General features: G+C 70.7%; 13 protein-coding genes. 11 read left to right on the forward strand and 2 right to left on the reverse strand.

Annotated elements, in window-relative coordinates; translation table 11 throughout:
* Window positions 1-128 precede the first annotated feature (128 nt).
* Entirely contained in the window at window positions 129-1337 is a 1209-nt protein-coding gene (metK, locus tag ACFYO0_RS17990) for a methionine adenosyltransferase (RefSeq protein ID WP_388676366.1), read from the forward strand.
* Window positions 1338-1461: 124 nt separating this feature from the next.
* On the forward strand, window positions 1462-3606 hold the full coding sequence (locus tag ACFYO0_RS17995; protein WP_388676369.1) for a primosomal protein N': 2145 nt from the start codon (window positions 1462-1464) through the stop codon (window positions 3604-3606).
* 160 nt (window positions 3607-3766) lie between these two features.
* On the opposite strand, the gene ACFYO0_RS18000 is transcribed toward ACFYO0_RS17995, so the two are convergent.
* Window positions 3767-4306 carry a hypothetical protein gene (locus ACFYO0_RS18000; RefSeq protein WP_388676372.1) on the reverse strand — a complete coding sequence of 180 codons (540 nt, stop codon included), beginning with the start codon at window positions 4304-4306 and terminating at the stop codon, window positions 3767-3769.
* Between the two features lie 416 nt (window positions 4307-4722).
* Between ACFYO0_RS18000 and fmt the strand changes: the two genes are divergently transcribed.
* From fmt to ACFYO0_RS18015, 3 genes are all read left to right on the forward strand, one after another.
* Complete coding sequence (gene fmt, locus ACFYO0_RS18005; RefSeq protein WP_388676375.1) at window positions 4723-5658, forward strand: methionyl-tRNA formyltransferase; 936 nt, start codon at window positions 4723-4725, stop codon at window positions 5656-5658.
* 75 nt (window positions 5659-5733) lie between these two features.
* Window positions 5734-7164: an RsmB/NOP family class I SAM-dependent RNA methyltransferase gene (locus ACFYO0_RS18010; RefSeq protein WP_388676378.1), complete on the forward strand. Its 1431-nt coding sequence runs from the start codon at window positions 5734-5736 to the stop codon at window positions 7162-7164.
* Between the two features lie 71 nt (window positions 7165-7235).
* Entirely contained in the window at window positions 7236-8069 is an 834-nt protein-coding gene (locus ACFYO0_RS18015) for a TylF/MycF/NovP-related O-methyltransferase (protein ID WP_388676381.1), read from the forward strand.
* Window positions 8070-8072: 3 nt separating this feature from the next.
* Here the strand turns inward: ACFYO0_RS18015 and ACFYO0_RS18020 are convergent, their stop codons facing one another.
* Window positions 8073-10253, reverse strand: a complete 2181-nt coding sequence (locus ACFYO0_RS18020) for an MMPL family transporter (RefSeq protein ID WP_388676383.1) — start codon at window positions 10251-10253, stop codon at window positions 8073-8075.
* A 134-nt stretch (window positions 10254-10387) separates the two neighbouring features.
* Here ACFYO0_RS18020 and rpe point away from each other — a divergent pair, with 134 nt between their 5' ends.
* The 6 genes from rpe (at window position 10388) to ACFYO0_RS18050 (ending at window position 15306) form a co-directional block, all read left to right on the forward strand.
* Window positions 10388-11074, forward strand: a complete 687-nt coding sequence (gene rpe, locus ACFYO0_RS18025) for a ribulose-phosphate 3-epimerase (protein ID WP_388676386.1) — start codon at window positions 10388-10390, stop codon at window positions 11072-11074.
* A gap of 88 nt (window positions 11075-11162) precedes the next feature.
* Window positions 11163-12206 (forward strand): sugar-binding transcriptional regulator, encoded by a 1044-nt coding sequence (locus tag ACFYO0_RS18030; RefSeq protein WP_388676389.1) that lies wholly within the window; start codon window positions 11163-11165, stop codon window positions 12204-12206.
* 95 nt (window positions 12207-12301) lie between these two features.
* Window positions 12302-12640: a barstar family protein gene (locus ACFYO0_RS18035; protein ID WP_388676391.1), complete on the forward strand. Its 339-nt coding sequence runs from the start codon at window positions 12302-12304 to the stop codon at window positions 12638-12640.
* Between the two features lie 279 nt (window positions 12641-12919).
* A complete protein-coding gene (locus tag ACFYO0_RS18040) occupies window positions 12920-13129 on the forward strand; it encodes a DUF6059 family protein (protein WP_388676394.1) in 210 nt (69 codons plus the stop codon).
* Window positions 13130-13262: 133 nt separating this feature from the next.
* Complete coding sequence (locus ACFYO0_RS18045; RefSeq protein ID WP_388676396.1) at window positions 13263-14729, forward strand: GuaB1 family IMP dehydrogenase-related protein; 1467 nt, start codon at window positions 13263-13265, stop codon at window positions 14727-14729.
* 124 nt (window positions 14730-14853) lie between these two features.
* On the forward strand, window positions 14854-15306 hold the full coding sequence (locus ACFYO0_RS18050; protein WP_388676399.1) for an Lrp/AsnC family transcriptional regulator: 453 nt from the start codon (window positions 14854-14856) through the stop codon (window positions 15304-15306).
* Window positions 15307-15379 lie beyond the last annotated feature (73 nt).

The raw sequence follows: 15379 nt of genomic DNA on the forward strand, positions 1-15379 counted from the left end.
GAGTCGCGAGACGGGGTGGACCCGTAGTCGAGCGTGACCGATAAACTGACCCCCGGACGACAGCGGGCGCAGCCCCCGATGTGTCCACCAATGATCAGCCAGCAGCCGCTGCAACCCCAGGGAGCGTTGTGTCCCGTCGTCTGTTCACCTCGGAGTCTGTGACCGAGGGTCACCCCGACAAGATCGCTGACCAGATCAGCGACACCATTCTCGACGCGCTTCTGCGCGAGGACCCGAAGTCCCGGGTCGCCGTCGAAACGCTGATCACGACCGGCCTCGTACACGTGGCGGGCGAGGTCACGACCAAGGCGTATGCGCCGATCGCGCAGCTGGTGCGCGACAAGATCCTCGAGATCGGTTACGACTCCTCGAAGAAGGGCTTCGACGGCGCCTCCTGCGGCGTGTCGGTGTCGATCGGCGCCCAGTCCCCGGACATCGCGCAGGGCGTCGACACCGCGTATGAGAAGCGTGTCGAGGGCGACGAGGACGAGCTGGACAAGCAGGGTGCGGGCGACCAGGGCCTGATGTTCGGTTACGCGACCGACGAGACGCCCGAGTTGATGCCCCTGCCGATCCACCTGGCGCACCGCCTGTCGAAGCGACTCTCCGAGGTCCGCAAGAACGGGACGATCCCCTACCTGCGCCCCGACGGCAAGACCCAGGTCACCATCGAGTACGACGGCGACAAGGCCGTCCGCCTCGACACGGTGGTCGTCTCCTCGCAGCACGCCCAGGACATCGACCTGGACTCGCTCCTCGCGCCCGACATCCGCGAGTTCGTGGTCGAGCCCGAGCTCAAGGCTCTCCTGGACGACGGCATCAAGCTGGACACCGAGGGCTACCGCCTGTTGGTGAACCCCACCGGCCGCTTCGAGATCGGCGGCCCGATGGGTGACGCCGGCCTGACCGGCCGCAAGATCATCATCGACACGTACGGCGGCATGGCCCGCCACGGCGGCGGCGCCTTCTCCGGCAAGGACCCGTCCAAGGTGGACCGCTCGGCGGCGTACGCGATGCGGTGGGTCGCCAAGAACGTCGTGGCGGCCGGCCTGGCCACCCGCTGCGAGGTCCAGGTCGCCTACGCCATCGGCAAGGCCGAGCCCGTCGGCCTCTTCGTCGAGACCTTCGGCACCGCCAAGATCGACACGGACAAGATCGAAAAGGCCATCACCGAGGTCTTCGACCTCCGCCCCGCCGCGATCATCCGCGACCTCGACCTGCTGCGCCCGATCTACGCCCAGACCGCGGCGTACGGTCACTTCGGGCGTGCGCTGGACGACTTCACGTGGGAGAAGACGGACCGGGTGGAGGCGCTGCGTAGCGCGGCTGGGCTGTAGTTCTCGGTCCCTGTTGCAGTTCCGGCTCATTCCGAGGCCCGGCGTCCCCAAGGGGCGCCGGGCCTCGGTGCGTCAGGCCGGTTCGCGGTGGGCGTTGTCGGTGGTGTCTGGTACCAATGCTGGTGTGAGCAGCGCGAATGGGCAGGGCGAGGGAGCGGGAGGTGTGCCCCCCGAGCAGCTTGCGCTTATTCGGGAGAGTGTGCGGTCGGCGAAGGGGCCGCGGGCGAAGCCTCGGACGTGGCGAGGAGCCGCGTTGGCCAAGGAACGGCCGGTGGCTCGGGTCTTGGTCGACAAGGGTGTGCTGCACCTTGACCGGTACTTCGACTACGCCGTGCCCGAAGAGCTTGATGCCGATGCGCAGCCCGGGGTGCGGGTGCGGGTGCGGTTCGGGGCCGGGCGGCATCGCGTGCGGGAAGGGCGGCGTGAGGGTGGGGGGCTGATCGACGGGTTTCTGGTGGAGCGGCTTGCCGAGTCCGACTACTCGGGGCCCCTTGCCGCGCTGGCCCAGGTCGTCTCGCCCGAGCCCGTGCTCAGTGAGGAGTTGCTGGGGCTCGCGCGGGCCGTGGCCGATCGGTATGCGGGGAGTGTGGCCGATGTGCTGCAACTGGCCGTGCCGCCCCGGAACGCGCGGGCGGAGAGCCGGCCGTCCCCGGCGCCGCTGCCGGTGCCCGAGATACCTGACGCCGGGTCATGGGGGCGGTACGGGCGAGGTGACGCCTTCGTACGATCGCTCGCGACGGGCGGGGCACCGCGAGCCGTGTGGAACGCGCTGCCGGGGCCCGAGTGGGCAGACGAGCTCGCGCGGGCCGTCGGGGCGACGCTCGCTTCGGGGCGTGGCGCACTGGTCGTCGTACCGGACGGGCGGGCTGTTGCCCGGGTCGACGCCGCCCTGACCTCGCTGTTGGGGGAGGGGCGGCATGCGGTGCTGACGGCCGAGGCCGGGCCCGAGAAGCGGTACCGGCAGTGGCTCGCGGTGCGGCGAGGGTCCGTACGGGCTGTGGTGGGGACCCGGGCCGCCATGTTCGCGCCCGTACGGGATCTGGGGCTCGTCGCCATCTGGGACGACGGGGACGACAGTCACAGCGAGCCGCACGCGCCGCAGCCGCACGCTCGGGAAGTGCTGCTACTGCGGGCCGCCCATGAGGAGTGCGCCTTTCTGCTGGGGAGTTGGAGCTGCACCGTCGAGGCCGCGCAGCTCGTCGAGAGCGGGTGGGCGGCGCCGCTCGTCGCCGATCGCGAGCAGGTGCGGGCGGCGGCTCCCCTCGTACGGACCGTGAGTGACGGGGACCTCGCGCGGGACGAGGCGGCCCGGGCTGCGCGGCTGCCCACGCTCGCCTGGCAGGTCGTCCGGGAGGGACTGCGGCACGGTCCCGTGCTGGTGCAGGTGCCCCGGCGTGGCTACGTACCCAGGATGGCATGTGCGCAGTGCCGGGCGCCCGCGCGGTGCCGCCACTGCGCGGGCCCCTTGGAGGGACAGGACGGCGGGGTCCTGCGCTGTGGCTGGTGCGGGCGGGACGAGGAGGCCTGGCACTGCCCCGAATGCGGTGGGTTCCGGCTGCGGGCGCAGGTCGTGGGGGCGCGGCGGACCGCCGAGGAGCTGGGGCGCGCGTTTCCCGCCGTGCCCGTGCGGACCTCGGGGCGCGAGCAGGTGCTGGACACGGTGCCGGGGGCTCCCGCGCTCGTGGTGAGCACGCCAGGAGCGGAGCCCGTAGCTGACGGAGGGTATGCGGCTGCGTTGCTGCTCGACGGCTGGGCGATGCTGGGGCGGCCCGATCTGCGGGCGGGCGAGGACGCCCTGCGGCGGTGGATCGGGGCGGCTTCGCTGGTACGAGCGCAGGGAGCCGGCGGGAAGGTTGTGGTCGTCGCCGAGCCGACGCTGCGGCCCGTGCAGGCGTTGGTGCGCTGGGATCCCGTCGGGCATGCGGTTCGTGAGCTGGGCGAGCGGGCCGAGCTGGGGTTCCCGCCCGTGTCGCGGATGGCTGCCGTGTCCGGAACGCCGGAGGCTCTCGTCGGGTTTCTTGCCGCCGTCGAACTGCCCGGCGACGCCGAGGTGTTGGGGCCGGTGCCGTTGCCCGTCACGGAAGCGGGGCGGCCTCGGCGTACGGGGGCGCCGCCGGTCGGGGAGCGCTGGGAGCGGGCGTTGATCCGGGTGCCGCCGGGGAGTGGGGCCCCGCTGGCTTCTGCGCTGAAGTTCGCGCAGGCGGCGCGGATGGCTCAAGGGGGGAGTGAGGTCGTACGGGTTCGGATTGATCCGCCCGACATTGGGTGAGGGGGTGAGGGGGTGAGCGGTCGGCGAGGGAGCCGGTGCCGGTTCAGGTGCCGACGCGCCTCCGCCTGCTGACGCGCTCCTCCTTCCGACGCGCGTCTGCCTCCCGATGGTCGTCGGGAGGCAGACGGAGGGGCGTCAACCGGCTATCAGCCGCCGGGGGTCAGCCATTTCGTGGGCCAGGGAAGGCGCTTGGCCTCGCCTCCTCGCGGAGGGTGGGGCTCCCGGCGGTCGGCTGGGTGGGCAGGGGCATGGAGCGCGCCGCCGGGACCGTGGGCAGGCCGACACCCCCGGGCACCGCGCGGGAGCTCGACGGCTCCGTGGCGCGCTCGGCCTCGGCGGCGGCCTGGGCGACGGCGCGGCGTGCGCCGTAACGGCGGTGGACCGCCTGTTTGGTGACTCCGAGTGCGGAGCCCACCGCGTCCCACGAGAAACCCAGTGAGCGATCGAAGTCCACGGCGGCGGTGACCAGGGTCTCGACACTGTCCCGCAGCTCTTGGGCGAGGCGGACGGTCGGGGCGGGGGCGCGTCCGTAGACGACGAAGCCTGTGGACGGGCCGGAGCGGCGCGGGCGGTAGACGTTGCCCAACTGGGCGGTGAGCGTGCGCAGTGCGTCCACCTGCCGGCGGACCCGCTCGATGTCCCGCACCAGCAAGTGCAGGCTGGCCCGAGCCTGGGCGTCGTGGGTTGCGTGGTCGGCCATGAACAAGCCTCTCGAACCGGCGTTGAAAAGGATCGGGCCGCTGGTGCCGCCCGTTTTGGTCAACTCTTTCTTGACCCAACGCGTTGGCGCTCCGCTGGTCACGGGTGGGGGCGTGTGCGTGTGTTCGTGCGCTCCCTGGGGGGTGGGGGTGCGCTGTTCGGCTCGCCTTCGGCTTCGCCGGGTTCTGTGTCCCACCCGGGCACCGCTCCTTTCCAGTGGGGAGAGAGGTCGGCGTCTCCTGTGGTGGTGCTCGCCGCCGGCGGCTTTCCCGCCGTGGTCGTGGGATCTGCGGCTTTCCCGTCGCGGTCGTGGGATCTGCCGCTTCCCGTCGTCGGCGTGGGATCCTTCGCGTTTCGCCGCCATAGACTTGTGTGTTGCCCGCTTTCCACCCTCGCCCGAGAGGCCCGAACCAGCCCATGAAGCTCGTCTTCGCCGGTACACCCGAGGTTGCCGTTCCCGCTCTGGATGCACTGATCGCTTCTGAGCGGCATGACGTGGTCGCCGTTGTCACCCGGCCCGACGCGCCGGCCGGGCGGGGGCGGAGGCTGGTTGCCAGCCCGGTCGCCGAGCGGGCCGAGGAAGCCGGGATCGAGGTGCTGAAGCCCGGGAAGCCGCGGGAGCCGGAGTTCCTGGAGCGGCTGCGGGAGATCGGGCCCGATTGCTGCCCGGTCGTCGCGTACGGGGCGCTGCTGCCGCGGGTCGCGCTCGACATTCCTGCCCATGGCTGGGTCAATCTGCACTTCTCGTTGTTGCCCGCCTGGCGGGGGGCGGCGCCCGTGCAGCATGCGGTGATGGCGGGGGACGAGATCACGGGTGCGTCCACGTTCCTGATCGAGGAGGGACTCGACTCCGGGCCCGTGTACGGGACCGTCACCGAAGAGGTACGGCCCACCGACACCAGCGGGGATCTGCTGACGCGGCTCGCCTTCGCGGGCGCCGGGCTGCTCGTCGCGACGATGGACGGGATCGCGGACGGCACGCTCAAGGCCGTACCGCAGCCGGTGGAGGGCGTCACCATCGCCCCGAAGATCACTGTCGAGGATGCGGAGATCCACTGGTCCGCGCCCGCGCTGCGCGTCGACCGGGTGGTACGGGGCTGCACCCCGGCACCCGGTGCCTGGACCGTTTTCCGCGGCGAGCGGCTCAAGCTCATCCAGGTCGCGCTCGTGCCCGAGCGCACGGACCTCGCCCCGGGCGAGCTGTCCGTCGCCAAGAACAACGTGTATGTCGGTACCGGCTCGCACGCCGTCGAACTCCTGTGGGTCCAGGCCCAGGGCAAGAAGCCGATGCGCGCGGCGGACTGGGCACGCGGGGTACGGATCGCCTCTGGAGAGCGGGTCGGGGGCCGGTAGGGGTTCAGTAGGGGTCCGGCAGAGGTCGACGTACGCTGGACGAGTAGCCCTTCCAAGATCCGGAGCACCTTTTACGTGAACGAGCAGGACCGTCGTCGTCGCCCGCAGGGGAAGCCTCATCGTCGCCCGAAGAAGGACCCCGTGCGGATGCTCGCCTTCGAGGCCTTGCGGGCCGTGGACGAGCGGGACGCGTACGCGAACCTGGTGTTGCCCCCGCTGCTGCGGAAAGCGCGGGAGAAGGGGGACTTCGACGGTCGGGACGCGGCGCTGGCAACGGAGTTGGTGTACGGGACGCTGCGCCGGCAGGGGACGTACGACGCAGTCATCGCGGCATGTGTGGACAGGCCGTTGCGTGAGGTCGACCCTCCCGTGCTCGATGTGCTGAGCCTTGGTGTCCATCAATTGCTCGGTACGCGGATTCCCAGCCATGCCGCCGTGTCCGCCTCCGTCGAGCTCGCCCGGGTCGTGCTCGGTGACGGTCGGGCCAAGTTCGTCAACGCCGTTCTCCGGAAGGTCGCGCAGGACGATCTCGACGGGTGGCTGGAGCGGGTGGCGCCGCCGTACGACGAGGACCCCGAGGAGCACCTCGCTGTCGTGCACTCGCACCCCCGATGGGTCGTCTCGGCGCTGTGGGACTCGCTCGGGGGCGGGCGCGCCGGGATCGAGGACCTCCTCGCGGCCGACAACGAGCGGCCCGAGGTGACCCTCGTCGCCCGGCCCGGACGCGCCACGGCCGGGGAACTTCGCGACGCACTCGATGACGAGGCCGCGTTGCCCGGGCGCTGGTCGCCGTACGCCGTGCGGCTCTCCGAGGGCGGCGAACCGGGCGCCATCGCAGCCGTGCGCGAGGGCCGGGCCGGCGTCCAGGACGAGGGCAGCCAGCTGGTGGCGCTCGCCCTCGCCAACGCGCCCCTCGACGGGCGCGACGAGGCCTGGCTCGACGGCTGTGCGGGACCGGGCGGCAAGGCGGCGCTGCTCGCCGGACTCGCCGCCGAGCGCGGGGCCGTGCTGCTCGCCGCCGAGAAGCAGCCGCACCGGGCCGGGCTCGTGGCCAGGGCGCTCGCCGGGAACCCGGGGCCGTACCAGGTGATCGCCGCCGACGGTACGCGTCCGCCGTGGCGGCCGGGCTCGTTCGACCGGGTCCTGATGGACGTACCGTGCACGGGACTCGGCGCGCTGCGCCGCCGCCCCGAGGCCCGCTGGAGGCGCCGTCCCGACGACCTGGACGATTTCGCACCGCTCCAGCGCGGGCTGCTGCGCACGGCGCTCGAGTCGGTACGGGTCGGTGGGGTCGTCGCCTACGTCACCTGCTCACCGCACCTCGCCGAGACCCGCGCGGTCGTCGGCGACGTCCTCAAGCAGTACGACGGCTCCGCCGAACTGCTCGACGCCCGGCCGCAGTTGCCCGGTGTACCGGCGTTGGGGGACGGGCCCGACGTACAGCTGTGGCCGCATCTGCACGGGACGGACGCGATGTATCTGGCGCTGATCCGCCGGACGGGCTGACGTAAGGCTGTTTGTGGGTACGTGGCGCCGGTGAAGCTGCCGGTTTCTGGTTCGGGACGTACGTTGCCTTTATGACGTGGCGTAGGAATGTCAATGACACCTTGAGGCGGCTCAGCGGCTACGAACTCCGTCGCTCGAGACCTGCGTTGGCCCGGGAGAGATCCCCGAAGAGCGTCCAGCAAAGGCCCCCACAAAGGCCTCAGCAAAGCCCGGAACCGGCTCCCGGCCGCAAATTCCCCGCCGACTACGACGACGACGCCAAGGAAGTCATTCGGGCCGTTTCCCCCTACACGATGACTTCGCCCGAACGGCTCAATGCGCTGATTCTGGCAGCCCGTTACGTCAGTCGGCACAACATCGCCGGTGACATCGTCGAGTGCGGAGTGTGGCGGGGCGGCAGTATGCAGGCGGCTGCCCGCACTCTGCTCGGCCTGCACGACACCGGGCGGCACCTGTACCTCTTCGATACGTTCGAGGGCATGCCGGCACCGACCGACAAGGATCTGCGCCGGGACGGGGAATCCGCCGCGGATCTGCTCGCCAGACAGGACAGGAGCCGCCCGATCTGGGCCGTCGCCACGTTGGAAGACGTCAAGGAGGGATTCGAAAGGATTCCGTACCCCGCGGATCGCGTCCATTTCGTGCAGGGGCTTGTGGAGGACACCATTCCCGCCGCGGCGCCCGAGCAGATCTCGATCCTTCGGCTCGACACCGACTGGTATGCGTCGACGCGTCATGAACTGGAGCACCTTTACCCACGGCTGTCCAGCGGCGGTGTTCTCCTCATCGACGACTACGGCTGGTGGCAGGGGTCGAAAGCCGCGGTGGACGAATTCCTGGAGAAGACCGGCGCCCGGCTCCTCCTGCTCCGTATGGACGAGGGCCGTATCGCGGTCAAGCCATAGGTTCTACTCCGATGGTCCGCCCGGCCGCGACGCTGGTTCCGGGGTGCCGCTGAGCGTCGTCGGCGGCGGGGCCCCGCTGTCCTCCCGGGCCAGCCGGTGGGGCCACCACACCTTCGGGCCCACGTCCAGGAACAGGGACGTGACCAGGACCGAGCGGACGATGAACGTGTCGAGGAGTACGCCGAGGGCCACGGCGAAGCCGATCTCCGCGAAGGCCACCATGGGGAGGGTGCCGAGGGCGGCGAAGGTGCCGGCCAGGACCAGGCCCGCCGAGGTGATGACGGCTCCGGTCGCGGCCAGGCCCGTCACCACGCCGGGGCGGGTGCCCTGCCGGGCCGCCTCCTCGCGGATGCGCGTGGTCAGGAAGATGTTGTAGTCGATGCCCAGCGCCACCAGGAACACGAAGACGAAGAGCGGGAAGTCCGTCGACTCGCCCGCGTAGTCGAAGAGGTAACGGAAAGCGAGCGCACTGATCCCCAGCGCGGCGGCGAACGAGAGCACCACCGTGCCGATCAGCAGGAGCGGCGCGATCAGGGCGCGCAGCAGCGCACCGAGGATCAGCAGCACGACCACGAGCACCAGCGGGATGATCAGGATGTTGTCGTGGGTCGTCGCCCTGTCCATGTCCAGCAGAGCCGCCGTACCACCGCCCACCTGAGCGTCGGCGTCGGGCACCGCGTGGACGGCGTCCCGTACCCGCTCCACCGTCTCCTTCGCGGCCTCGCTGTCCGCGGGCGCGGTCATCGTGGCTTCGAAGAGGACCTTGCCCTCGAACTGCGGCTTTGTGCCCGGTGGCAGGCCGAGGGACTCCGGTACGACGCCGGAGGTGCCCGCGACGGCCTGGCCGACTTCCTGGGCCTGCGCCTGGTTGCTGATGACGACCAGCGGATCGCCGCTGCCCGCGGGGAAGTAGCGTGCGGACACCTCCTGGCCGACGATCGAGTCGGGTTTGTCGGTGAAGGCGTCGGCGTTGCTGAGCCCCTCCGCACGCATCTGGATCAGGCCGAGCGACAGCAGCGCGAGGGCCGCTGCCGTGACGCCCCAGATCATGCGGGGGCGGCGAGCGATACGCCGGCCCATGCGGGCCCAGACGCCGCGTTCGGTCGGGTCGGGCGCGCCGAAGTGCGGGATCACCGGCCAGAAGATCCAGCGGCCGAAGATCACGAGCAGGGCGGGGAACAGGGTCAGCATCGCGAGCAGCGCCACCGCGACGCCGATGGCGGCGACCGGGCCGAGGCCACGCGTCGAGTTCATCTCGGCGGCGAGCAGCACCAGCATGCTCAGGACGACCGTGGCGCCGGACGCGATCACCGCAGGACCCGCCCGGTGCAGAGCCAGCGCCATGGCCTCGTGGCGGTCCTCGTGGCGGCGCAGTTCCTCGCGGTAGCGGGCGACCAGGAGCAGGGCGTAGTCCGTCCCGGCGCCGAACACCAGGACCGTGAGAATGCCCGCGCTCTGGCCGTTCACAGTGAGGCCCGCGTGCTCGGCGAGGAGGTAGATCAGCGCCTGCGCGGTGAACAGCGCGACGACCACCCCGAACAGCGGGACGAGGATCAGCGTCGGGCTGCGGTAGGTGAGCAGCAGCATCACGATGACGACGGCCATCGCCGAGAACAGCAGCGTCGAGTCGATGCCCTCGAAGGCCTCGGAGAAGTCCGCGGACGTACCGCCCGGGCCCGTGATGTGCACGGCAAGCCCGTCGCCGCCCTCGCCGACGTCCGCACGGATCGAGTCGACCGCCGGCGCGATCCGCTCCCAGCCCTTCTCGTCCATCGTGATCGGCACGAAGACCTGGGCCGCCCGCGGATCGGCGTCCCGGTCGAGAGTCGGGCCTCGGGTCTCCGCCCCGCGGATGCCGTGGTCGCGCAGCTCCTTGAGCTGGCGTACGTCCTCGGAGATCTGTGCCCGGTCCTGTGCCGTGAGGCCGCTTTCGCGGGCGTATACGACGACCGCGGGGATCTGCTCCGGCCTGAAGTCCTCGGAGGACTCCAGGACCTGGGTCGACTCCGCGGAGCCGGGCAGCCAGGACGCCGCGTCATTGTCCTGGGCGTCGGTGAGCTTCTGCGCGAACGGCGCCGCGAGCAGCATCACCACCAGCCACAGCGCCACTATCAGCCACTTGGCCCGCCGTCCGCAGACCAGGTGCGCGATGCCTCGCTTCTGCCGGTCTCGTACGTCCGTCATGGCCACCCCCGTAGCCGTACGTGGAGCCTGTGGGCGGCCCAGAATGGCACGCCGTCATGGGATGTCGCATGCGCAGAAGGGACTAGATCCGGACCGAGGGGAACAACCCCAGGTGGGCATGGCACGCTTAGAGCATGGCCGTGCAGATCAACCCCAGCATCCTGTCCGCCGACTTCGCCCGCCTCGCCGAGGAGGCAAAGGCGGTCGAGGGGGCCGACTGGCTCCATGTGGATGTGATGGACAACCATTTCGTCCCGAACCTCACGCTCGGTGTGCCGGTCGTAGAGTCCTTGGCGCGTGCTACGGACACGCCGCTGGACTGCCATCTGATGATCGAGGACGCCGATCGCTGGGCGCCTCAGTACGTAGAAGCGGGTGCCGGTTCCGTCACCTTCCATGTGGAGGCGGCCGCCGCTCCGGTGCGGCTCGCCCGCGAGATCCGGGCCAAGGGCGCCCGTGCCTCCATGGCCCTCAAGCCCGCGACGCCGATCGAGCCGTACGAGGATCTCCTCACCGAACTCGACATGCTGCTGATCATGACCGTGGAACCGGGCTTCGGAGGCCAGTCGTTCCTCGACATCATGCTCCCCAAGATCCGCCGGACTCGCGAGTTGATCTCCAAGCACGGTCTCGAGCTCTGGCTCCAGGTCGACGGCGGAGTCTCGGCCGAGACCATCGAGCGCTGCGCCGAGGCCGGAGCCGACGTCTTCGTGGCTGGTTCGGCGGTGTACGGCGCGTCGGACCCGGCAGAGGCGGTACGTGCATTGCGCAGCCAGGCGGAGGCGGTGATGGCCCATGCGGCCTGGGCGTGCGGCCACTGAGCCACTGCCAGGCCAAGGGAACGTGAACGCCGCCCATCAGGGCTGATCAAGGACGCCGGATCTGCAAGGATGACGGCGAATCCAGAGTGTGAACAGCAGTGAGGAGATCGCCGTGTCGGGTATGTCGGCGGGCCGGTCAGCCATGCGGATGGGGCCCGCTGAGCTCGTGCAGGCGGCGGCCATGGCCCGCCGCTTCTACCTCGAGGGCAAATCCAAGATCCAGATCGCCGAGGAGTTCGGTGTCAGCCGCTTCAAGGTGGCCCGGGTCCTGGAGACCGCCCTCGAACGGGATCTGGTGAGGATCGAGATCCGTGTCCCGGCCGAACTGGACGCGGAGCGCTCGGACGCGCTTCGCGCCCGCTACGGCCTCAGGCACGCAGTCGTGGTGGAGTCCCCGGCCGACGCGGAGGAGTCGCCCGACCCGGAGAACCTCGGAGAAGTGGCCGCCGATCTGCTCGGCGAGCTGGTCACCGAGGGGGATGTGCTCGGCCTCGCATGGGGCCGGTCCACCATCCACATGGCGGCGGCCCTCGACCGGCTGCCGCCGTGCACGGTGGTGCAGCTGACGGGCGTGTACGACGCCGGGACGGCCGAGCGCGGCTCGGTCGAGGCCGTGCGCCGGGCCGCCCAGGTCTCGGGTGGCGACGCCCACCCCATCTACGCCCCGATGCTGCTGCCGGACGTGGCCACCGCCGCCGCGCTGCGTAACCAGACGGGGATCGCCCGCGCTTTCGAGTACTTCGACAAGGTGACGGTCGCCTGTGTGTCGATCGGTTCCTGGGAGGCGGGCATCTCCACGGTGCACGACATGCTCACCGACGAGGAGCGCTCGCACTACGCCTCGCTCGGTGTCGCCGCCGAGATGTCCGCGCACCTCTTCGACGCCCAGGGCCGTCGCGTGGGCCGGGATCTGGGGGAGCGCTGCATCACGGTCGAGGCCGACCGGCTGCGGCGCATCCCCGAAGTCGTCGCGATCGCGGGCGGGCAGCGCAAGGCCGCCGCCATCGACGCGGTGCTCCGCTCCGGCCTGGTCACCAGCCTGGTGACCGACACATCGGCCGCGGACTCTCTGATGACGACGGGGCCCGCGCCGCGTCCGGCCCTGGACAGGGCCGACCCCGACGGGCCCTGACCCGTCAGCGGTCCGTCGGCGGCTCGACCGCTGACGGACCGCGCTCTCTTGTTCTTACGAGTCCTATGGGTCTTTCGAGGCAGGGCGGTACCGAGATGACGGACGACGCGGCGGACCGCCTCGTGGTCACGCTGGACCTCTCAGGGGTCGCGGACAAGGCGGGCTTCATGGAGCGCTGCGTACGCGCCCTGGAGCTGCCCGACTGGTTCGGCCGCAATTGGGACGCGCTGGCCGACAGCCTCACCGACCGCTCCGTGTGGCCCGCGGACGCCGCCGAGCGCGGCCTGCTGATCGTCGTCACGGGCTGGCGTACGTACGCCAAGGCGCGGCCGGACGAGTGGGAGATCGCGCAGGACGTGTTCGCCGAGGCCGCGGACCGGCCGGCCGGGCTCTCCGTGCTGCTCGTGCTGGGAGGGACCGGCCAGAAGCACTGAGCGGTCACGGTGCCGAGCCGCGCTCCTGTGCGCTCGGCCACCCATGGCAGGTCGACAGATGCCTGTCCGAGTCGTTTCGATCTGTTCTGGTGGCCCGATGCTCGTTCGGAGCGATGGATGTCGTCGATCTCAGCGGTCGCCTCGCAGCTCCGGTGCCGGGTCGGGGCCCACGTCCGCCGACGGTGAAGACCTGCCGACTGCGGCGGGTCGGCTCCGGCGGCGCACCGCGGGGCGCTCCTTCCGGTCGGCGCGCACCGGGAGCCGACTCCCCCTGCGGTCATGAGGGTCGTGACGCGGTTCCTGCGGGGCTGCTACGCGTCCCTGGTCGCCGCCGGCTGGATGTGGGTCGGCGTATCGGCACCGCCACCGTCGCGAGAGCTCTCGCCCCTGCGGCCCCCACCGCTCGGCCACCCCGAGCGGCTGTGCCCGGAAGTTCCGCTGACCACCACGGAACTGGCACTCGAACGCCGGCTCATGCCACCGCGGTAACGTCTTGTTGTAAGGCAGGTCCCTGCCCGACACGGGAGCCCCGTACCTCCCTGGAGGATTGCCTGATCGCGGGGGTCTCTTGCTGTGTCTTCATGGGAGAGACCTGCGCCAATTCGCGTGAAACTGTGGGTCTATGCGTTTCCTCGAGGCCAGCACCGGTCGCTACGTAGAGTCATCTCCGGTTCCCTACGACCTGACGTACGACGATGTCTTCATGGTGCCGAACCGTTCCGCGGTCGGCTCGCGGCAGGACGTCGACCTGGCGTCGCCGGACGGCACCGGCACCACGATTCCGCTGGTGGTCGCCAATATGACGGCGATCGCGGGCCGCCGGATGGCCGAGACCGTGGCCCGCCGCGGCGGGATCGTCGTCATTCCCCAGGACATCCCGATCGACGTCGTCACCGAGGTCATCTCCTGGGTCAAGGGCCGTCATCTGGTGCTCGACACCCCGATCGTCCTCGCGCCCCACCAGACCGTCGCCGACGCGCTGGCGCTGCTGCCCAAGCGGGCGCACAACGCGGGTGTCGTCGTGGACGAGGACGGCAAGCCCGTCGGCGTGGTCACCGACGCCGACCTGCGCGGAGTCGACCGCTTCACACAGCTGGCCGAGGTCATGTCCCGCGACCTGCTGCTGCTCGACGCGGACATCGAGCCGCGTGAGGCCTTCAACACGCTCGACACCGCCAACCGCCGTTACGCGCCCGCCGTCCACCAGGACGGCCGCCTCGCCGGAATCCTCACCCGCAAGGGCGCCCTGCGCGCGGCCCTCTACACACCGGCCACCGATGCCAACGGCAGTCTGCGCATCGCCGCCGCCCTCGGGATCAACGGCGACGTCGCGGGCAAGGCCAAGCAGCTGCTCGACGCCGGCGTGGACACGCTCGTCATCGACACGGCGCACGGCCACCAGGAGTCGATGCTCACCGCGATCAAACTGGTGCGCGCCCTCGACCCGCAGGTCCCGATCGTCGCGGGCAACGTCGTCGCCGCGGCCGGTGTGCGGGACCTGATCGAGGCGGGCGCGGACATCGTCAAGGTGGGCGTGGGCCCCGGCGCCATGTGCACCACGCGCATGATGACCGGGGTCGGCCGGCCACAGTTCTCGGCCGTCCTCGAGTGCGCCGCCGAGGCGAAGAAGTACGGCAAGCATGTGTGGGCCGACGGCGGCATCCGGCACCCGCGCGACGTGGCGATGGCACTCGCGGCCGGTGCGTCGAACGTGATGATCGGCTCCTGGTTCGCCGGCACGTACGAGTCGCCGGGCGACCTGCACCAGGACGCCGACGACCGCCTGTACAAGGAGTCGTACGGCATGGCCTCGGCCCGCGCCGTCCGGAACCGCACCAGCGAGGAGTCGGCGTACGACCGGGCCCGCAAGGGCCTGTTCCAGGAGGGCATCTCCACCTCCCGCATGTACCTCGACCCGGACCGCCCCGGCGTCGAGGACCTCATCGACGCGATCATCGCGGGCGTCCGCTCTTCCTGCACCTACGCCGGCGCGAACTCCCTCGAGGAGTTCGCCGAGAAGGCGGTCGTCGGCATCCAGAGCGCCGCCGGCTACGCGGAGGGCATGCCACTGCATGCCAGCTGGGACTGACGCGGCCGGGCGATGCCGCCGCGCCCCTCAAGGAGGCCGCAGGCCTCTTGAGGGGCGCGGGGAACTGCGCGACCAGCCACAACGAACCCGCGGATTCGAACCGCATCTCAAGCGGAGCGCTTACGTGCTGAACGAACTCGACGAACGTATCGTCCACGCCCTCGCCGAGGACGCCCGCCGCTCCTACGCGGACATCGGGCAGGAGGTCGGCCTGTCCGCGCCCGCCGTGAAGCGGCGCGTGGACCGGTTGCGGGCCATCGGAGCCATCACCGGCTTCACGGTTCGGGTGGATCCTGCCGCGCTCGGCTGGGAGACCGAGGGGTTTGTCGAGATCTACTGCCGAAGCAACACTTCGCCCGAGACCATTCGGCGTGGTCTCGAGCGCTATCAGGAGATCGTGGCCGCGTCCACCGTCACCGGTGAGGCGGACGCGGTCGTTCAGGTCTTCGCCTCCGACATGCGGCACTTCGAGCGGGTACTGGAGCGGATTGCCGGGGAGCCGTTCGTGGAGCGGACGAAGTCCGTGTTGGTGTTGTCGCCGTTGTTGCGGAGGTTTTCCTCGGGGGCGCCTGGCTGACTCGGGCCACCGTTATTCCCTGGGCCGGTGGCGCCGGCGCGTCTAACATCGGTGCCATGACCTGGCGACATTG

It is taken from the genome of Streptomyces sp. NPDC006365 (genome assembly GCF_042870755.1).
Lineage (GTDB): Bacteria > Actinomycetota > Actinomycetes > Streptomycetales > Streptomycetaceae > Streptomyces > Streptomyces xiangluensis.

Excerpts from the sequence above, each read along its gene's own strand:
- ACFYO0_RS18000 (WP_388676372.1), bottom strand. The coding sequence starts at position 4,306 with ATGGCCGACCACGCAACCCACGACGCCCAGGCTCGGGCCAGCCTGCAC.
- ACFYO0_RS18040 (WP_388676394.1), top strand. The coding sequence starts at position 12,920 with ATGAGGGTCGTGACGCGGTTCCTGCGGGGCTGCTACGCGTCCCTGGTC.
- ACFYO0_RS18035 (WP_388676391.1), top strand. The coding sequence starts at position 12,302 with ATGACGGACGACGCGGCGGACCGCCTCGTGGTCACGCTGGACCTCTCA.
- ACFYO0_RS18020 (WP_388676383.1), bottom strand. The coding sequence starts at position 10,253 with ATGACGGACGTACGAGACCGGCAGAAGCGAGGCATCGCGCACCTGGTC.
- fmt (WP_388676375.1), top strand. The coding sequence starts at position 4,723 with ATGAAGCTCGTCTTCGCCGGTACACCCGAGGTTGCCGTTCCCGCTCTG.
- rpe (WP_388676386.1), top strand. The coding sequence starts at position 10,388 with ATGGCCGTGCAGATCAACCCCAGCATCCTGTCCGCCGACTTCGCCCGC.
- ACFYO0_RS18015 (WP_388676381.1), top strand. The coding sequence starts at position 7,236 with ATGACGTGGCGTAGGAATGTCAATGACACCTTGAGGCGGCTCAGCGGC.
- ACFYO0_RS18045 (WP_388676396.1), top strand. The coding sequence starts at position 13,263 with ATGCGTTTCCTCGAGGCCAGCACCGGTCGCTACGTAGAGTCATCTCCG.